Origin of the sequence: Streptococcus oralis (assembly GCF_002386345.1) — a bacterium.
GTDB lineage: Bacteria > Bacillota > Bacilli > Lactobacillales > Streptococcaceae > Streptococcus > Streptococcus oralis_S.
On record NZ_CP023507.1, the window covers coordinates 1,844,760 to 1,863,593 of the forward strand.

15 protein-coding genes and 3 tRNA genes are annotated in these 18,834 nt (G+C 35.1%); 5 read left to right on the top strand and 13 right to left on the bottom strand.

Features of this window, described 5'->3' with window-relative positions; genetic code table 11:
• The 3 genes from rodZ to yfmF are packed head-to-tail and all read right to left on the bottom strand — an operon-like array spanning position 1 to position 3,388.
• Positions 1–822 carry a cytoskeleton protein RodZ gene (rodZ, locus tag CO686_RS09050; protein WP_049501296.1) on the bottom strand — a complete coding sequence of 274 codons (822 nt, stop codon included), beginning with the start codon at positions 820–822 and terminating at the stop codon, positions 1–3.
• A gap of 35 nt (positions 823–857) precedes the next feature.
• Positions 858–2,141 carry an EF-P 5-aminopentanol modification-associated protein YfmH gene (yfmH, locus tag CO686_RS09055; protein WP_000170125.1) on the bottom strand — a complete coding sequence of 428 codons (1,284 nt, stop codon included), beginning with the start codon at positions 2,139–2,141 and terminating at the stop codon, positions 858–860.
• The gene (gene yfmF / locus CO686_RS09060) at positions 2,138–3,388 is read right to left on the bottom strand and encodes an EF-P 5-aminopentanol modification-associated protein YfmF (protein WP_000424564.1); all 1,251 of its coding nucleotides are present in this window, start codon (positions 3,386–3,388) and stop codon (positions 2,138–2,140) included. Before yfmF ends, yfmH begins: the two co-directional genes overlap by 4 nt.
• A gap of 160 nt (positions 3,389–3,548) precedes the next feature.
• Between yfmF and yaaA the strand changes: the two genes are divergently transcribed.
• Positions 3,549–3,917: a S4 domain-containing protein YaaA gene (gene yaaA, locus CO686_RS09065; RefSeq protein WP_000455880.1), complete on the top strand. Its 369-nt coding sequence runs from the start codon at positions 3,549–3,551 to the stop codon at positions 3,915–3,917.
• Between the two features lie 2 nt (positions 3,918–3,919).
• A complete protein-coding gene (recF, locus tag CO686_RS09070) occupies positions 3,920–5,017 on the top strand; it encodes a DNA replication/repair protein RecF (protein WP_000266687.1) in 1,098 nt (365 codons plus the stop codon).
• A 52-nt stretch (positions 5,018–5,069) separates the two neighbouring features.
• Here the strand turns inward: recF and guaB are convergent, their stop codons facing one another.
• Both guaB and trpS read right to left on the bottom strand, forming a co-directional pair.
• Positions 5,070–6,548: an IMP dehydrogenase gene (guaB, locus tag CO686_RS09075; protein ID WP_000073416.1), complete on the bottom strand. Its 1,479-nt coding sequence runs from the start codon at positions 6,546–6,548 to the stop codon at positions 5,070–5,072.
• 162 nt (positions 6,549–6,710) lie between these two features.
• A complete protein-coding gene (gene trpS, locus CO686_RS09080) occupies positions 6,711–7,736 on the bottom strand; it encodes a tryptophan--tRNA ligase (protein ID WP_000165451.1) in 1,026 nt (341 codons plus the stop codon).
• A gap of 195 nt (positions 7,737–7,931) precedes the next feature.
• Here trpS and CO686_RS09085 point away from each other — a divergent pair, with 195 nt between their 5' ends.
• Both CO686_RS09085 and CO686_RS09090 read left to right on the top strand, forming a co-directional pair.
• Positions 7,932–9,554, top strand: coding sequence for an ATP-binding cassette domain-containing protein (locus CO686_RS09085; RefSeq protein WP_000958793.1), 1,623 nt, complete (start codon positions 7,932–7,934; stop codon positions 9,552–9,554).
• Between the two features lie 61 nt (positions 9,555–9,615).
• Positions 9,616–12,168: a YfhO family protein gene (locus CO686_RS09090; protein WP_049550156.1), complete on the top strand. Its 2,553-nt coding sequence runs from the start codon at positions 9,616–9,618 to the stop codon at positions 12,166–12,168.
• Between the two features lie 21 nt (positions 12,169–12,189).
• Here the strand turns inward: CO686_RS09090 and CO686_RS09095 are convergent, their stop codons facing one another.
• Positions 12,190–14,844 carry a YhgE/Pip domain-containing protein gene (locus tag CO686_RS09095; protein ID WP_049550155.1) on the bottom strand — a complete coding sequence of 885 codons (2,655 nt, stop codon included), beginning with the start codon at positions 14,842–14,844 and terminating at the stop codon, positions 12,190–12,192.
• Positions 14,845–14,972: 128 nt separating this feature from the next.
• Here CO686_RS09095 and CO686_RS09100 point away from each other — a divergent pair, with 128 nt between their 5' ends.
• Entirely contained in the window at positions 14,973–15,515 is a 543-nt protein-coding gene (locus CO686_RS09100) for a TetR/AcrR family transcriptional regulator (protein ID WP_000665077.1), read from the top strand.
• A gap of 38 nt (positions 15,516–15,553) precedes the next feature.
• On the opposite strand, the gene CO686_RS09105 is transcribed toward CO686_RS09100, so the two are convergent.
• From CO686_RS09105 to rlmH, 7 genes are all read right to left on the bottom strand, one after another.
• Positions 15,554–15,627: transfer RNA gene (locus CO686_RS09105), tRNA-Asn, on the bottom strand.
• A 5-nt stretch (positions 15,628–15,632) separates the two neighbouring features.
• Positions 15,633–15,704: transfer RNA gene (locus CO686_RS09110), tRNA-Glu, on the bottom strand.
• A 51-nt stretch (positions 15,705–15,755) separates the two neighbouring features.
• A complete protein-coding gene (gene comE / locus CO686_RS09115; RefSeq protein WP_000866082.1) occupies positions 15,756–16,508 on the bottom strand; it encodes a competence system response regulator transcription factor ComE in 753 nt (250 codons plus the stop codon).
• Entirely contained in the window at positions 16,505–17,824 is a 1,320-nt protein-coding gene (comD, locus tag CO686_RS09120; protein WP_049550146.1) for a competence system sensor histidine kinase ComD, read from the bottom strand. The genes comE and comD overlap by 4 nt, the downstream gene beginning before the upstream one ends.
• A 20-nt stretch (positions 17,825–17,844) precedes the next feature.
• Positions 17,845–17,970 (bottom strand): competence-stimulating peptide ComC, encoded by a 126-nt coding sequence (gene comC / locus CO686_RS09125; RefSeq protein ID WP_000799678.1) that lies wholly within the window; start codon positions 17,968–17,970, stop codon positions 17,845–17,847.
• Positions 17,971–18,134: 164 nt separating this feature from the next.
• Positions 18,135–18,208: transfer RNA gene (locus CO686_RS09130), tRNA-Arg, on the bottom strand.
• A gap of 43 nt (positions 18,209–18,251) precedes the next feature.
• On the bottom strand, positions 18,252–18,731 hold the full coding sequence (gene rlmH / locus CO686_RS09135; protein WP_000694219.1) for a 23S rRNA (pseudouridine(1915)-N(3))-methyltransferase RlmH: 480 nt from the start codon (positions 18,729–18,731) through the stop codon (positions 18,252–18,254).
• Between the last annotated feature and the right edge of the window lie 103 nt (positions 18,732–18,834).

Here is an 18,834-nt window from a genome sequence, read left to right on the forward strand (position 1 = left end):
TTAATCTGTAGTAAATATAAGTGTTACAGTTCCAGTCTGAGTTGTCAGCTTCGAAGTATCAATCGTTTGATTGTCCACAGTCACAGTAACTCCCTTCACTACACCTAAAGTAATAGTAACGGGACTCTTAGTTGAGACTATTGTTTTTGCATTCTTATTGTCTGCGGATAGTGTCACACCACCCTCCAGCTCACTTCCTGAAACACTAACCCAACTAGCTTCATCTGAAACTGCCAATTGAACAGTAGCAGTTTCCTTACTCGTTTTATACCGAGCTTCAATGCGATTTCCTTCGCCTGACACTGTAATAGTTGATTCCGTAGTAGAAGACGAGCTAGACGTCTGACTACTAGAAGATGAACTAGATGAGGTGGTTGAACTAGTCGAGCTCACAACACTATAATTAGCTGAAGAAGGACTTGGCTGAGTTTGGATGTAGTTCCAGACATAGTAAGTGACAAAAATTAAAATTGACAAAGCAAATAGAACGAAATAAAACAAGGGGAGATAAGACGTTTTTTTCTTATTTGACCGTCTGCGACCAGACAAGTCTTCTTCATCGACATCTACCTCTTCATAAGTGATCATACTACCTGAATCATATGCATCCAAAACAATTCTTTCATCTAACTCTACTGCCCAGGCATATTTTCTTAAAAAAGAACGAGCATAGAAGGTACTAGGAAGTTGATCAAAATCATCTGCCTCCATAGCTTCTAGAAAATGCAACTGAATTTCAGTTTTCTCCTGTAATTCTTCCAAACTCAATCCCTGGTTAATTCTAGCTAAACGTAGAACCTCGCCAATTGTTTTTTTTCTCATACGTACCATTCCTTCTTTCTAGTATTAGTCATCTTTTAAGCTGGAAAGATTGTAAAATCAACTAGATCACCATTATCAATCAAACGATGTCCAGCTTCTAGAACATCCTCCAAAGTAATTTCCTGTAAAATTTTTGGAAAATCAAAAATTGTTTCTCCGCAATCCATCGGATCGTATTGAGTTGCAATAAATTCCAAGGAGTTCATGCTACTGAAAAACTCCCCAAACATCTCACTCTTAACAAGATCTAAATGTTCCTCTGTAATATCCGCATCACTACTAAACTGACGAATCGCTTTACGAAATTGATGCGACAGAGAAACAGGCTCTTTGGTGTCCATTGTCAATATCACAAAATGAAAGCGACTGTTGACTTCAACCTCAAGTGACAATGACGCATCTAACTTCCCAGTCTCATATAACCTTTGAAAACGATCAGAAGTCCAACCAAACATCATCGTAAATAGTAATTTCAATAAAATATTGTAACGATAAGACTCAGCTTCTGTTATTTGCCCATTACCTCTAATCGCAACAGCAAGTTTGGGTGAAGAAACTTCCATCCGAAGACTATCTGTTTGCTTCACAGGCTGTAAGGGTAGTTGCTCTTTTGTAACTGTAAACTGTTCTAGAGTCTTCTTTTCCTTTTTCGAAAAGTATTCCTCAACAACTTTTACATCAATATTTCCAACTAAAAACAGTGACATGTTGACAGGTTTGTAAAAGTCTGTAAAGTTCTCTTTTAAATTTGAAACTTGAATCTCAGAAATTGATTTTTCACTTCCAACTATATCTGTCACTAAAGGAGTATCAGGATAAAGGTTGGCTAATGTTGCAAAAAACAAACGTGAGTCTGGATCATCTTGGTACATTTCTCGTTCTTGCTGGATAATAGCTTGTTCCCTCAAAATAGACTCTTCTGTAAAATGAACATCTCCGACTAACTCATCTAGCAAATCTAAATTTTCTAATAGATAATCAATTGTTGAAAAAAGATAGCTGGTCTTAGTAAAACTTGTAAAGGCATTACTGTCCGCACCTAATCGAGTAAAAGCAGCCATTATATCCTCAGAATTTTCTCTTTCAAACAATTTATGTTCAAGAAAATGTGCAATTCCTGCTGGATGATGACGTAAACCTTTTTTCAAACTTGTATAAGTTGCATCTACAGAACCAAATTGAACTGTTACAATCCCATAAACCTCATTGAAATCTTGTTTAGGGAGTAAAGAAACTGTCAATCCATTTGACAATTGTGTTTTATAGACTGTCTCCTTTACAGCAGGATAGTATTTTTCTTCAAAAGTAACCTTTGTCATTCTACTCCTTCCATAAAGTAAATCGCTTGTAACTTCAAACTGTTGGCAACTTTACAGACAGCTTCTTTATCAACACTATCTAATTTTGCCACCAATCGATCCATATCAAAGCTTGATTTTCCCAATAGAGCATTCAAATAGACTCTTTCAACTAGGGTCTGTTGATTATCTTGAGCCATCAACAAAGATCGTCGAATCATCTCCTTTGTTTGTTCAAGTTCAAAATCTGTAAAGTTACCCTTTTTTAGATCTAGCAATTGATGATTCATCATTTTTCTAGCCTGATTTCGATTTTCTCTATCAATACCCGCATACATCCTTAACAGACCACTAAACAAATCCAATTGACTCGAGACTGTATAGGCTATTCCAGCATTTTCACGAACGTTTGTAAAAAGTTTTGAATGTGCAAATTCACCCAACAAACCATTCATCACAAGCATGGGCAAATGCTCATCATCACCATATTTTACAGGAGAATGATAGCCTAATTCCAAAATAGATTGCCCAACATTCCTCTGAAACATTCCTTCTCGTAGAACATTCGAATAAGATTGATGGTACTGGATAGTGACGCCGTTCTCTCTAGCTGTAAAGGGTAATGACTTCAGTGATTCTGTAATTTCTACTTCATTGAAGTCACCTAAGAAAAAGAAATCAATACGATCATTTTTCAGAGCATCTTGAAAGCAAGTGTAGCTACTTTCCGGAGACTCATTTAAAATGCTATTTCGTAAATCACTGTATCTCAATTGAAGACGCTCATCATGGAAGAACAAGCTATCCAACTCCTTATGAGCAAAATAAAATGAATCATCCATATCAGTAGCTAAACTAGCCAATAACTGTTTTCTTTCAATTTCAAATAGGGCTGGCTCAAAAGCACTATCTTGAGCTAAGGGAGCAAATAAAGTCTGTTTCACCAATTCCAAAATTCGAGAAGTCAAGACATTTTTTTTACTCAAGAACTCATCTCGCACGTAGGTAAATGTTAAGTCAAGAATATGTGCCTGTCCTCTACGATAAGCACTTGTGGAAATATCTGTTCCATATAAACTTGCCAAGTATCTGCGAAATGCTTGTGATGTGGGATAAGCTTTATTTGCCGTCTCCAACATACTTGCACTTAACATGCGTCCTGCTATTGTCTCAAGAGATAAGGGAGCAGTAAAACGAATAGTGATTTTATTTGTTTTAAACTTTTTGGATTGAACAAAATGTGCTGAAATTCCAGGCACTAATTCCATACCTTACCTCCTTACATATAGAGTTCTATTATACCACGAAAATCAAAATTTTTCTTGTTCTCTTTATAGCTTTAAAGAGTAAAACCGTTTTCATTTCAACTAACTTTCCTTCAGCTATTTCAAGGAAAATATGGTATAATACCAAAGATTGAGGTGAATTATGGAATACAAATTATTTGAAGAATTTATTACGCTCCAAGCCCTCCTAAAAGAACTTGGAATTATACAAAGCGGTGGTGCTATCAAATCCTTTTTAATGGATCATCAAGTTTACTTTAATGGTGAGTTAGAAAGTAGACGTGGGAAAAAAATTCGTGTTGGAGATACGATTGACATTCCTGATTTAAAGATTGACATCACCTTGACACAACCAAGTTTAAAAGAGCAAGAAGAGTATCAAGCAGATAAGATTGAGAAAGAGCGAATTGCTAAACTTGTCAAAGAGATGAATAAAGGTGTCAAGAAAGAAAAACAAAAAACTTCTTCATCACCTAAAACCAAACAAGTTCCACGTTTTCCAGGAAGATAACCATGTGGCTCCAACATTTAACAATTAAAACCTTTCGAAACTACAAAGAGGCAAAAATTGATTTCAATCCAAAATTAAATGTCTTTCTAGGTCAAAATGCACAAGGAAAAACCAATATTCTAGAGGCAATCTATTTCTTAGCCTTGACACGTAGTCATCGGACTCGTACAGATAAAAATCTCATTCATTTTGATAACGAGCAACTCCATCTTTCTGGCTTGCTACAGAAAAAAACAAGCTCTATCCCTCTAGAAATTGATTTAACACCAAAAGGGCGTGTGACTAAGGTCAATCACTTAAAACAAGCGCGCCTATCAGACTACATTGGACATATGAATGTTGTCCTCTTCGCGCCTGAAGATCTCCAGCTAATTAAGGGAGCACCTTCTGTCCGTCGAAAGTTTATAGACATCGAACTGGGACAAATTAAACCAATCTACTTGTCAGACTTGTCAAACTATAACCATATACTCAAGCAGAGAAATACTTACCTAAAATCCAGCCAAAAGATTGATGAAACATTTCTGTCAGTCTTAGATGATCAGTTAATAGATTATGGTTGTCGCGTTATAAAGCATCGGATAAAATTCATTAAAGACTTAGAGAAATTTGGCCAAAAAAAACACTTAGAAATTTCAAATAAATTAGAAGAACTGTCAATATCTTATCAATCATCTGTCAACTTCACTAATGAAGAACAGCTAACAAGTTCCTTTAAAATTGCTTTAGATAAAAGCAGATCCAGAGATTTATTTAAAAAGAATACTGGAGTTGGCCCTCATCGAGATGATATTTCTTTTTATATCAATGGTATGGATGCTAGTTTTGGAAGCCAAGGTCAACATCGTAGCCTTGTTCTTTCTATAAAACTGGCGGAAATTGAGCTAATGGAAAGTATTACCAATGAGTCTCCGATACTACTGCTTGATGATGTTATGAGCGAACTTGACAATACACGGCAACTAAAATTACTAGAAACCATTTCTCAATCTATCCAAACCTTTATTACAACAACAAGTTTAGACCACTTACAAAACTTGCCAGAAAACCTTAGTATTTTCAACATTCAAAATGGTAAAATTTCTGTAAATCAACATTGACAACTTTGTAAACAAAAAGAACTCCTGAAAATCAGGAGTTCTTTTTTACTACTTACATAGAGTAGTTTGGTGCCTCATTAGTGATTTGTACATCATGAGGATGGCTTTCTTTTAGACCAGCCCCAGACATTTCAATAAATTGTGCATTATCATGTAGTTCTTTAAGGTTAGCTGCACCACAGTAACCCATACCAGAGCGAATACCACCAATCATTTGGAAGACAATATCAGCTGCTGCGCCTTTATAGGCAACACGGCCTTCAATTCCTTCTGGAACAAGTTTGTTTGCTTCATTGACAGAACCTTGGAAGTAACGGTCACTTGAACCTTTCTTCATTGCAGCGATTGATCCCATACCACGGTAAGTCTTAAACTTACGTCCTTGGAAGATTTCCGTTTCACCTGGTGCTTCGTCTGTTCCAGCGAACATTGATCCAAGCATAACCGCATTTCCACCTGCAGCAAGGGCTTTTACAATATCTCCAGAATACTTGATTCCACCATCAGCAATGATTGTTTTTCCATATTCACGCGCAACTGCTGCTGCATCATAGATTGCTGTCACTTGTGGGACACCAACCCCTGCAATCACACGAGTAGTACAGATAGAACCTGGTCCGATACCGACTTTGACAACATCTACACCTGCATCATAAAGAGCACGCGCACCTTCAGCAGTTGCAATATTACCTGCAATCAAAGTGCGGTCTGGGAAGTGAGCACGAATTTCAGCAATTTTACGTAGAACCCCAGCAGAGTGACCATGTGCAGTATCAATTACAATCGCATCCGCTCCTGCTTCAAAAAGAGCCTCTGCACGTTCAAATGTATCTGAAGTGACACCTACCGCACCAGCAACTAGAAGACGACCAAACTCATCTTTTGCTGCATTAGGAAATTCAATTACTTTTTCGATATCTTTAATAGTAATCAAGCCAGAAAGACGACCTTCTTCATCAACCAAAGGAAGTTTTTCAATACGGTGTTCTTGAAGAATGCTTTCAGCTGTTGCAAGATCTGTACCAACAGGAGCAGTAACAAGATTTTCACTAGTCATATGGTTTGAGATTGGCTGATTGTAATCTGAAATAAAGCGAAGATCTCGGTTTGTTAGAATACCAACCAATTTACGATTTTCAAGTGTCTCCACAACTGGAACACCACTGATACGGTAACGTCCCATCAGTTCATCTGCTTCAGCAATCGTGTGTTCTGGAGTCAAGAAGAATGGATCAATAATAACACCATTTTCAGAACGTTTTACCTTACGAACTTCATCTGCCTGTTGCGCAATAGACATATTTTTATGGATTACTCCAAGACCACCTGCACGAGCAATGGCAATAGCCATTTGACTTTCTGTGACTGTATCCATGGCGGCTGTTATAATTGGGATATTTAAAGTCAGATTATCTGCCAATTTTGTTGTTAAATCTGCATCATTAGGCAACACATGACTTTCTGCTGGAATGAGCAATACATCATCAAAGGTAAAACCTTTTTTTAAAAATTTAGTATCCCAATTAGACATTGAAGTTTCCTCTTTTCTTTCTTTTTGAGCTTGACTCTTTTTGTATTGTATCTATCATACCATTCTATGAAAATTTGTCAATTATATTTATGGTAGAAATCATAAAAAAACTATCCCTGTGATCCTATGGAAGAGATAGCTTTATGATTCATATTTTATCTATTATTTAAAATAATTTAGTCCCATTGCTCCTTTAACCTCAGATAGGGTTTGCCCCGCAACCTCACGCGCTTTTTCACTACCTTTTTGAAGCATATTGTACACTTCTCCCATATCCTTAGCAAATTCGATACGGCGCTCACGAATAGGACCAAGTTCGAGTTCTAATATTTCAAGTAGATAACGTTTCGTCTTTACATCACCAAGACCACCACGTTGATAATGTTCTTTCATATCTGCAATGTCTTGAGCATCTTCTGGACGACCAAATACATCTAGATAATGGAAAACCATATTTCCTTCAATCTTACCTGGATCCTCAACCCGAATATGGTCTGGATCAGTATACATGCTCATGACTTTTTTACGCAACGTATCCACATCATCAGCTAGATAAATACCATTATTAAGGGATTTAGACATTTTAGCATTTCCATCTAAACCTGGCAAACGCCCTGCCCTCTCATTTTCTGGATAAATACCTTCCGGCTCCACCAAGACCTCACAATTATAAGCATGATTAAAGGAACGAACAATCTCACGAGTTTGCTCAATCATTGGTTTCTGATCTGTCCCAACAGGAACATAATTAGCCTTGAAGGCAGTAATATCTGCTGCTTGCGCAATTGGATAAACCAAAAATCCTGTCGGAATACTTTCTCCAAACCCTTTTTGAGCAATCTCTGTTTTTACTGTCGGATTCCGTTCCAAACGAGCTAGTGACACCAAATTCATATAGTACATAGATAATTCAGCCAACTCTGGAATTTGGCTTTGAATAAAGATAGTTGATTTACTTGGATCTAATCCAACTGCTAGGTAATCTAAGGCAACATTCCCAATCGATTCTACAATCGTTTGAGGGTCTTTGGCGTGATCTGTCAATGCTTGTTGGTCCGCCAAAAAAACAAACATGTCATACTTGTCTTCTTCCTGCAGTAATACTCTATTTTTAAGACTCCCAACATAATGTCCAATATGCAGTTTTCCTGTTGGGCGATCTCCTGTTAAAATAATGGGTTTCGTCATTTTTTTCTCCTTCGAAATTGTCTCTTCAATTATAGCATTTTTTTGTTAAAATAACAGAAAATTATTTAAATCAAACAACTAACTCATTGTAAACAGACCTGTAAACTTAATTGACATAAAATTGACAAACAAAAATTTGAATATTTCTCTCTTTTCTAGTAGAATAAATATATTACATATTATAGGAGAAAAACATTGCTTACAGTATCTGATGTTTCACTACGTTTTAGTGATCGCAAACTTTTTGATGATGTCAATATCAAATTTACAGAAGGAAATACATACGGATTGATTGGTGCTAATGGTGCTGGGAAGTCTACATTCTTAAAAATCTTAGCTGGTGATATCGAGCCAACAACTGGTCACATCTCTCTTGGTCCAGATGAACGTCTCTCTGTTCTCCGTCAAAATCATTTTGACTATGAAGACGAGCGAGTTATTGATGTCGTCATTATGGGAAATGAAAAACTTTACAACATCATGAAAGAAAAAGATGCCATTTACATGAAGGAAGATTTTTCCGATGAAGATGGTGTTCGTGCAGCCGAACTCGAAGGTGAATTTGCTGAACTTGGAGGTTGGGAGGCAGAAAGTGAAGCATCTCAATTACTTCAAAACCTAAACATTCCAGAAGAATTGCACTATCAAAACATGAGCGAATTGGCCAATGGTGAAAAAGTGAAGGTTCTCCTTGCTAAAGCACTTTTTGGCAAACCAGACGTTCTTCTCTTGGACGAGCCGACCAACGGGTTGGACATCCAATCTATTACTTGGCTAGAAGACTTCTTGATTGACTTTGATAACACCGTTATTGTAGTATCCCACGACCGTCACTTCTTAAACAAAGTGTGTACTCATATGGCCGACCTTGACTTTGGAAAAATCAAACTCTATGTCGGAAACTACGACTTCTGGAAGGAATCTTCTGAGCTTGCTGCTAAATTGCTAGCAGACCGTAATGCCAAGGCAGAAGAAAAAATTAAGCAATTGCAAGAATTCGTTGCTCGCTTCTCTGCCAACGCTTCTAAGTCAAGACAAGCAACGTCTCGTAAAAAAATGCTTGACAAGATTGAATTAGAAGAGATTGTGCCATCTAGTCGTAAATATCCATTTATCAACTTTAAAGCAGAACGCGAGATTGGTAATGATCTCTTGACAGTAGAAAATCTAACTGTAAAGATTGATGGTGAAACTATTCTAGACAATATTAGTTTCATCTTGCGTCCAGGTGATAAGACAGCTCTGATTGGACAAAATGACATCCAAACGACTGCATTAATTCGTGCAATTATGGGTGACATCGACTATGAAGGAACTGTCAAGTGGGGAGTTACTACTAGCCGTTCTTACTTGCCAAAAGACAACTCGGCTGATTTTGCAGGAGGAGAGTCAATCCTTGACTGGTTGCGTCAATTTGCAAGTAAAGAAGAAGATGACAATACCTTCCTACGTGGTTTCCTTGGTCGTATGCTCTTTTCTGGAGATGAGGTTAACAAACCTGTAAACGTCTTGTCAGGGGGAGAAAAAGTACGTGTCATGCTTTCAAAACTCATGCTCTTGAAATCAAATGTCCTTGTACTTGATGATCCAACAAATCACTTGGACTTGGAATCTATCTCAAGCTTGAACGATGGATTGAAAAACTTTAAAGAATCAATCATCTTTGCCAGTCATGACCACGAGTTCATTCAAACTTTGGCAAACCATATCATTGTTTTGTCTAAGAATGGCGTCATTGATCGTATCGATGAAACCTATGATGAATTCCTAGAAAATGCAGAAGTACAAGCAAAAGTTAAAGAACTTTGGAAAGATTAAATAAGACTTCAAAACTCAGTTGGGGTAACCAACTGAGTTTTCTATCATTCTACGAGGTAACATGAAATCATTTTTTAAAACATATTGGACCTATTTTGTTTCTTTCATCATTCCTTTAGTAATTATGACTGGAGTATACCTCACTCAAGGTATCTACTGGAATAGTGATACATCTCCACTATTAGGAGATGGTTTCCATCAATACGTTATTTTTGATGTGGCTTTACGAAATATTTTACATGGAAATGGTAGTTTGTTTTACACCTTTACAAGTGGCCTCGGACTGAATTTCTATGCTCTATCTAGTTATTACTTGGGTAGTTTTCTCTCACCTCTGGTTTACTTTTTTAATCTGTCGAATATGCCAGATGCTGTTTATCTGACCACTCTCTTAAAATTTGGATTGATTGGTCTGTCAACCTTCTTTAGTTTGACTAGATTATTTAAAGATATCCCAAAATTTTTAAAACTTGCCTTATCTACTTCCTATGCTCTAATGAGCTTTACCGTTAGTCAGTTAGAGATAAAAACCTGGCTAGATGTTTTTATCTTGATTCCTTTAATTATAACTGGTTTATACCTACTTATAACACAAAAGAAGCGCCTACTATACTTTACAAGTTTGTCAATCTTATTTATTCAAAATTATTATTTTGGGTATATGACAGTATTGTTTCTTATTTTCTGGTATCTCTGCCAAATTTCTTGGGACTTTAAAACTCGAAAATCATCTTTTCTTGATTTTGTTGTTACCTCCTTTTTAGCTGGAATGACTAGTTTGATTATGACTCTTCCTACACTGTTTGATTTACAAACTCACGGTGAGAAGTTGACTACCATCACAAAATTAAAGACAGATAGTAGCTGGTATCTGGATATTTTCGCAAAACAATTCATTGGATCTTTTGATACAACTAAGTATGGATCTATACCAATGATTTTTGTTGGATTGCTTCCCTTTATTTTAACCATTCTATTTTTCACAATAAAATCCATAAAGTTTCACGTGAAACTTACCTATGCATTTTTCTTTACTTTTTTAATAACAAGCTTTTACATAGAAGCACTTGATTTATTTTGGCAAGGGATGCATACTCCAAATATGTTTTTGCATCGCTATGCTTGGATTTTTTCCACTCTGTTAATTTATACTGCAGCAGAAGTCTTAAATCGTCTGAAAGAACTGAAGCTATGGAATCTATTTGTCTCACTTTTTCTTGTACTAACAGGATTTTTGGCTACTGTCTATTTTAAATCACACTATTCTTTTCTAACAGATTTGAATATCCTACTCACTCTTGAATTTCTACTAGTTTATGCTCTTTTACTTCTTGCAGTCATTAGAAAATTTATCTCTATAAATCTATTTGCAATTCTTTTGTCTTTATTTATAACAGTTGAGATAAGCTTAAATGCTTCATCTCAAATGGAAGGAATAGCTAAAGAATGGGCCTTTGCTTCTCGTAGTGCCTATAATAGAGATATCACCGCTATGGAATCCATTCTAAACCAAATTGACAATCCATTTACACGTACTGAAAAACTGCAAATTCAGACCGGAAATGACAGTATGAAATTTAACTACAATGGAATCTCTCAATTTTCGTCTGTACGAAATCGTTCAGCTAGCACTAGTTTGGATAAACTGGGATTCAAATCCTCTGGAACCAACCTCAATCTCCGTTATGCAAATAACAGTCTTTTAGCAGACAGTTTATTTGGAATCCAATACAATATTTCTGAAACTTCACTTGATAAGTATGGCTTTCAAGAGATTTATCAAAAGGATCATTTAACCTTATATAAAAATCAACTCTCTTTACCCATTGCCTTTGCCACTCAATCTATTTACACAGATGTAAACTTTAACAATCACACTCTAGATAATCAGGCTTTATTTATAAACCAGCTTGCTAATCTCAACTTAGATTACTTCTCCCAAATAGCATATGATAAAACAGATACTTCAGATGGTTTAACGAGCATCACAGGTTCTGCTAATGAAGATGCAAAGATTGATTATCAAATTGAGGTTCCTCAAAATAGTCAAGTCTATCTCTCTTTTTCAAATCTTCATTTTACAAACGATAAGCAAAAGAAAGTTGACATCATTGTCAATGGAGAAAAGAAGACTTTTACAACTGACAATGCATTTAATTTCTTTAATTTGGGTTATACTGAAGAACAAAAAACTTTCAATATCAGTGTTAGTTTCCCTGGAAATTCTCAGGTGTCATTTGAATCTCCAACCTTCTATCGTTTAGATACTCAGGCCCTAACTGAAGCAATCCAAAAGATTAAAGAACAACCTGTAGAAGTATACACCTCTAAAAATAAAGTCTTTGCTACATATGAAGTAAAACAAGATACCTCTATTTTCTTCACTATTCCTTATGACAAAGGTTGGTCTGCATACCAGGATGGGAAAAAACTTGAAATCAAGCAGGCTCAAACTGGTTTTATGAAAGTTGATGTTCCAAAAGGAAAAGGCACCATTACACTTTCCTTTATCCCCAATGGTTTTGTTATTGGAGCAGCCTGCTCACTAACTGCCCTTCTTCTTTTTGGGATCTATAATCACAGACGAAATTTATCTAAGACAGAAAAAGATTGACCAATTCCTTGGTCAATCTTTTTAATCTTCTTCCATTTTCTTAGGTTGATAAGCTAGCATACCTAAAGCAGTAAAGAAAGCTAGTGTTATAATAAGGAAAATCACTTGGTGATGAATATTTCCTGCCATAGAGATTGTTTGTCGTAAACCTGATACAGAGTAACTCATTGGTAACCAAGGATTGACACCCTTAAAGAAATCATTTGTCAAAGCAAGTGGATAGGTCCCTGCACTTGATGCTAACTGTAATAAAAGTAAAATAAGAGAGAAGAAAGCTCCTATACGACTATTCCAAGTTGTTAAAGCTGTCACCATAGACATGAAAGCTAAACTTGTGATTATAATTAGAATCAAGGTCCTCATCTCATGGTTCGCAGTCAATCCAATAAGATGGACACCTCCATAAACTAAAACACCTGCTAAGACAGCTATAATCCCATTTATTTCAGAGCGAGACTTCAACCAAGCCCAACGGCTCTCTGGATGACGTCCAGAAGGCAACTTAGCAAAAATCATATTGGTAGATATAGCAGCAACAAAAAGAGCAACTGATATCATATAAGGAGCCATGGCAATCCCATTCACAGGAACTTGGTCATTGTCTGTTTTTGAGAGAACTAGAGGTTCAGATAATGTTTCTGCATTTTTAGATTCTGTCGAAGCTGATTTGAGTTGATTATTAGCATTGCCTAATCCTTGTCCTAATGAATCAACTCCTGTTTGTAAATCTTCAAGACTAGAGGTTAAAGTTGTTCCACCATCTGCTAGTTTTCCAGCACCATCTGCAATCTTCATAGCGCCACTTCCTAGTTGAGATGCTGCAGAAAGTAACTGTGTTGATTTATCTGTTAATTGACCAGAGCCAAATTGTAATGTAGTAATACCTGCTATCAGCTCTGGACTCTTATTATTCAATTGAGCAGAACCAGATGACAAACTTTCTATACCTGATACTAATTCTGGAGCTTTTCCAGCTAACGCATCTACTCCAGCTGTCAAGGTTGATGTGTTTTCTGTCAACTTACTTGATCCAGAAACTAATTGATCTAGACTAGTTGTTAAACTTGCATTCTTTTCACTTAGTTGATTAGCACCTATAGAAATAGTATCCAATCCTTTAGTATAGTTTACAACTCCTTTTTCAATTGACTGACTTCCAGGAACTAACTGATTATTTACAGAAGTTTGTAATGTTGTAAATCCATTTGACAAGGTTGTCAAGGAGCTAGATGCTGCAGGTAAGAGTTGATTTGCTTTCGTCTGCACATCAGATAGATTAGATACTTGTTGTTCTGAATTCTCTATACTTTCTTTTAATCCCCCTACTGTCGTTAAAATTGTTTTTGCTGACTCAATAGTAGAATTAGAATTTTTAGAAATAGCTTCTGTCAGTTCTTTCTTTTGTTCCTCTGTAAGAGATTGATAAGTAGCTGTTGATTGAAGGTTAGCAATAGTTTTCTCTTGTTCTGTCTGACTTTTAGTCACAATATCCTGTGCAAGAGTTGTTAGATTTGGCAAAGCTTCTGAAAATTTACTTTTCAGTTGAGTGTCATCTGATATTGTAAGAGCTTGTAGTGTTTTATTTAGTTCTCCTAAGCTTGTTGCCAATTGCGCTATTTCTTTATTTTGTTGAGATGAGGACTCTAATTGACTTGAAATTTCTTTAATACCAGTATTTAATTGTTCCATTCCATCTCTTAGTGTATCTGATTGATTGGATAATTGACTTGTTCCGTTAGAAAGTTCTTTCACACTACTTGTATAAGCATTTACACCAACTGAAAATTGATTGAGACCTGTATCCAATTGTGAAACCCCACTTGTGTAGGACTTTATACCTGTATTTAGCTGATTTACACCTGTCACCAACTCAGGAGTTTTTGAAACTAATTGATCAAGTCCAGTGTCAACCTGTGAGACAGCATTTGTATAACTTTGTAAACCACTATTAAAAGTTCCTAAACCAATATGTAATTGCTCTATAGCAGACACATAGCTAGATAAGCCTTTTGTAAATTGATCCGCTCCATTTGAAAAAGTTACAGTTGAATTAGCTAGAGTATTAAGATTTGTTGTCAACGTTTGACTTCCCGTCACCAACTGATCGGCTCCATTAGCTAATTGTTCACTTCCATCAGCTGCCTTGTTTATCCCAGACTTCAAATCATTCATTTTTTGAAATAAAGCCTTAGTGTATGTTTCAGTAATATTAGTAGAGACAGTTTGTTTTAATTGTGTCATTGCAGAATCGCTCATCTTACTTGCAATAAAGCTATGCCCACTTGACGTCTGATAATCAATCTGCATTTGTTCAGGATGATTTGTTAGAATAGAAGTAGCCTTTTCAGATAAGTCACTTGGTAAAGTTACTACCATGTAGTAGTCACCATCTTCTAGACCTTTTTCCCCTTCCTCTTCATTAACAAAATGAAAATCTAAAGTCTTATTTTCTTTTAAATTAGACACCATGTCTTCACCTATTGTCATTGTCTGTCCATTATAAGAAGCTTCCTTATCTTTATTGACAATTGCAACAGGTAGCTCTGATAATTTCCCATAAGGATCCCACATGGATGATAAAAATATAATGTTGTATAAAGCTGGAATGAGAGAAATCCCTATCATTACAATGATAAAGGTCGGTTTTTTAAATATTGCTTTCCATTCTTTAAACATATTTCCTCCTTTTTTAAACATATTGTCTAAATTTTTGATATAATAGATTATACATCAAAAAATCCAAATTACAAGGTAAAAAATACTTTTTTAGACACATAGTCTATTTTTGTTTACAAGGAGAAATTATGAAAGAAAGTAACAAACGTTTAAAAACAAAACGAATTATCGAAAATGCCATGGTTCAATTATTGATGGACCAGCCCTTTGATCAAATTTCTACTGTCAAATTAGCAGAAAAAGCCGGAATTAGTCGTTCTAGCTTCTACACTCACTACAAAGATAAGTATGATATGATTGAACACTATCAAAGTAAGTTATTTCATACATTTGAATATATCTTCCAAAAACATGTTCATCATAAAAGAGATGCTATTCTAGAAGTATTTGAATATCTAGAATCAGAACCACTTCTGGCTGCTCTTCTTTCTGAAAATGGAACCAAAGAAATCCAAAATTTTTTGAGAAATAAACTGCATATTATGCTTAGTACTGATCTTCAGAAACGTTTTATGCAACTACAACTAAATTCAATTGAGTTAGAATATAGCAGTATTTATCTAACAAATGCCCTATTTGGTGTTTGTCAGACTTGGATTGCTCATGGGAAAAAAGAAAGTCCGCAAGAAATGACAGACTTCCTTATGAAAATGTTAGGTGATACAAACTAAGAATAAAAAGAACACCAGATGGTGTTCTTTTTATCTAACTCCGCCAGTAGGACTCGAACCTACGACATCATGATTAACAGTCATGCGCTACTACCAACTGAGCTATGGCGGATAAAATAGTCCGTACGGGATTCGAACCCGTGTTACCGCCGTGAAAAGGCGGTGTCTTAACCCCTTGACCAACGGACCATCTATCTGTAGCAGATATAACCATTATATCAATTTCTTACTTATTGTCAATCACTTTTTAGATTTTTTCTCTAGAATATCTTTTAGTTTACGAACTTTCAAACGGGTAATAGGACAACGATGATCTTCATAAAAGACAACTTCTAAATTTTTTCGATCAATTTCTCTCACATTTCCTACATTGACAAGGAAAGATTTATGGGAGCAATAAAATCGCTGGGTATGTTTGTCCTTCTCCTGAATATCTGTCATAGTTCCATAAAACTCTTTGGCAAAATTCTTACCAATAATTCGCAATTTATGAGAAACACCTGTTGTTTCGATATACAGAATATCATGGTAAGGAATTTTCAAATCATTTCCCTTATAGTTGTAATCAAAATAGTCTACAACATCTTCGTTTTCAAGCAGCATGCTCTTAGTGTAAAAAATACTCTGCTCGATACGTTTTTTGAACAATTCATCATTGATGTCCTTATCTACAAAATCTAAAGCTGATACCTGATACTTATAAGTTAAAGTAGCGAATTCAGATCGACTGGTAATAAAGACAATAATAGCATAAGGATTGTGATGACGAATAAACTGAGCCACTTCAAATCCCTTTTTCTCAATTCCATAAATATCGATATCTAGGAAATAAAGCTGGTTTACTTCATCATTTTCGATATATTCCTTAAACTCACGAACTTTTCCTGTTGTCTTATATGAAATAGGAATATTCGATTCCTCAGAGATTTCATTCAATATTCTCTCTAGTCTCACTTGATGCTCAATAACATCTTCTAAAATTAATACTTTCATTCGAATTCCCTCTTAAATCTAATAATTTGTCTAAATGTGTTGTCTTCCATCTCTGTTTCTAAGATAATGTTGTCATACTTATCTAAAATCTCTTTGACATTATTAAGTCCTAGACCTCTATTTCTTCCCTTGGTAGAGAAACCTAAGGCAAATAGATCCTCTGAAGGCGTCATAGTGATTTTGCATGAATTTTGGATAACTATAACTGTTTCAAAATCCATTTTAATGACTGCAACTTCCATTTGTTTCAAATAACTATCTGCAGCACCTTCAACGGCATTGTTTAGTAAAATGCTCATGATACGAACAAGATCAAGTAAATCTATTGACAGTCTAGTAATGATATCCTTTACTTCCAATGTAAACTCTACATCATTTTTTCGTGCATAGACAATCGATTGAGCAATTAAACTTCGTAAAGCAGAATCTTCTATATTATTTAAATCAAAGTAAGTATATTTTTCTGACCTCAATTTCTGATTTGCTTTTACTAGGACTTCATTGTAAACCCTGTTAATTTCTTGTAAATCTCCACTGTCAATCGCCATTTGCATGCTGACAAGCATTCCTGCATAATCATGACGAAAACCTCGAATTTCATTATACAACTCCACAATTTCATCAGTATAAGTCTGTAAATGTTTTTGTTCAAATTTCTTTTGTTTTAGAGCAATCTCTTTTTCAATTTGAATCTTGTGAGAATTCATTGCAAAGAAAATCAATAACAAGCAAATAAAAACAATGGTTGATAAAATACTTCCGAAGCTATTTAAATGATGAGTTGTACTTACTATATCTGAAATAAACAATAAGATATGTAAACCAAAGAAAGCAACTATTACTTTTTTTAAAAAAGGATACAGATAATCTTTATCAAAATATTTAATATCCAGATGAAAATAACGAATTATTATTAGAATAGAAAAATAAGTCATTAACAATACTACTAAAAGGAATGTACTTTTATAGTGTAATACTACTTCATCTCCTATTATAGAAGATAAGGTTACGGATATAAAAGTATGAGTACTGTGATATAATAAAGACAGTAGTAAACTGATAAAAATAGCTTTGTATTTTTCAGACTTCTTTAACTTTCTTAAATAAAGGTACACAACCAAAGGAAATAAAAATTTAGACAAAGCAAAACTATTAGAAAATACTAGTGTAATAATTTCTTCAAGTATAAAAACTGAGATGCATGTGTAAGAGAAAAAAACAATTTGTTCTTTTCTATTTATTTTACAAATCCATTCATAACTTTTGCTAATGATGAGAAAATAAAAAATAGCTATCCCTAATCCAAATAAATCCATTACTCTCTACCTTTATTTCATTACTTTCTTCTTGGAAAAATAAGATTACGAATTGTTTCTGAAATTCTCCAATCTCCACCTCGAATCTCCTGCAATTCTGCCTCTGTTACCTCTTTAAATTGTTCCAACTTTACTGTATTTTTCATAATGAAATCTCCTGTATTATTTTTTCTTGTAAGTTAACTTACACACCTATTATACAAAATGAAGACCATGTAAGAAAAAATTCTTCCCAACTGTACATTTTTGCACCTGAAACGCACTTTTTTAAGAAAAAAGCTGGGATTTACCCCAGCTTCGCATCTAAAATTGATCCCAGCAGGATTCGAACCTGCGACCGTTCGCTTAGAAGGCGAATGCTCTATCCAGCTGAGCTATGAGACCTAACATGACCATTCTATCAAAAAACAAGAGCTAAGTCAATCTTCTATTTGTGGTAAGGAGAACCCTGTTGAATTGTAAAAGCACGGTAAATTTGTTCAACTAAAACCAATCTCATTAACTGATGTGGTAATGTCAGACGTCCAAAACTGACAGAAAGATTGGCTCTATTTTTTACAACAGGAGCTAGACCCAAACTCCCTCCAATGATAAAGGTAAGCGTTGAATATCCTTTGATAGAAGCTTGCTCTAGTTGCTTACTAAATTCCTCTGAGGAGAGTGTTTTTCCTTCAATAGCTAGTACAACGACAAAGTCCCTTTCTCCAACCTTAGAAAGAATTCTTTCACCTTCTGTTTCCAAGATTTTTTGATTTTCTAATTCACTGGCTTTGTCAGGTGTCTTCTCATCAGTAAGCTCAATCATTTCTAATTTGGCGAAACGTGAAATTCGTTTGGTATATTCAGCAATACCATCTTTAAGGTATTTTTCTTTTAATTTTCCCACTGTTACAATTTTTATTTTCATTCTTCTATTCTATCATATCCACACTTCATTTCACATCTTATACACACAAAAATCATTCAAAATTACTAGTAAATTCACAGAATAAAACGAGTTATCCACAACT

Bases quoted from the DNA above. Each gene is read 5' to 3' on its own strand.
- rodZ (WP_049501296.1), bottom strand. From the start codon at position 822: ATGAGAAAAAAAACAATTGGCGAGGTTCTACGTTTAGCTAGAATTAAC.
- yfmH (WP_000170125.1), bottom strand. From the start codon at position 2,141: ATGACAAAGGTTACTTTTGAAGAAAAATACTATCCTGCTGTAAAGGAG.
- yfmF (WP_000424564.1), bottom strand. From the start codon at position 3,388: ATGGAATTAGTGCCTGGAATTTCAGCACATTTTGTTCAATCCAAAAAG.
- yaaA (WP_000455880.1), top strand. From the start codon at position 3,549: ATGGAATACAAATTATTTGAAGAATTTATTACGCTCCAAGCCCTCCTA.
- recF (WP_000266687.1), top strand. From the start codon at position 3,920: ATGTGGCTCCAACATTTAACAATTAAAACCTTTCGAAACTACAAAGAG.
- guaB (WP_000073416.1), bottom strand. From the start codon at position 6,548: ATGTCTAATTGGGATACTAAATTTTTAAAAAAAGGTTTTACCTTTGAT.
- trpS (WP_000165451.1), bottom strand. From the start codon at position 7,736: ATGACGAAACCCATTATTTTAACAGGAGATCGCCCAACAGGAAAACTG.
- CO686_RS09090 (WP_049550156.1), top strand. From the start codon at position 9,616: ATGAAATCATTTTTTAAAACATATTGGACCTATTTTGTTTCTTTCATC.
- CO686_RS09095 (WP_049550155.1), bottom strand. From the start codon at position 14,844: ATGTTTAAAGAATGGAAAGCAATATTTAAAAAACCGACCTTTATCATT.
- CO686_RS09100 (WP_000665077.1), top strand. From the start codon at position 14,973: ATGAAAGAAAGTAACAAACGTTTAAAAACAAAACGAATTATCGAAAAT.
- comE (WP_000866082.1), bottom strand. From the start codon at position 16,508: ATGAAAGTATTAATTTTAGAAGATGTTATTGAGCATCAAGTGAGACTA.
- comD (WP_049550146.1), bottom strand. From the start codon at position 17,824: ATGGATTTATTTGGATTAGGGATAGCTATTTTTTATTTTCTCATCATT.
- comC (WP_000799678.1), bottom strand. From the start codon at position 17,970: ATGAAAAATACAGTAAAGTTGGAACAATTTAAAGAGGTAACAGAGGCA.
- rlmH (WP_000694219.1), bottom strand. From the start codon at position 18,731: ATGAAAATAAAAATTGTAACAGTGGGAAAATTAAAAGAAAAATACCTT.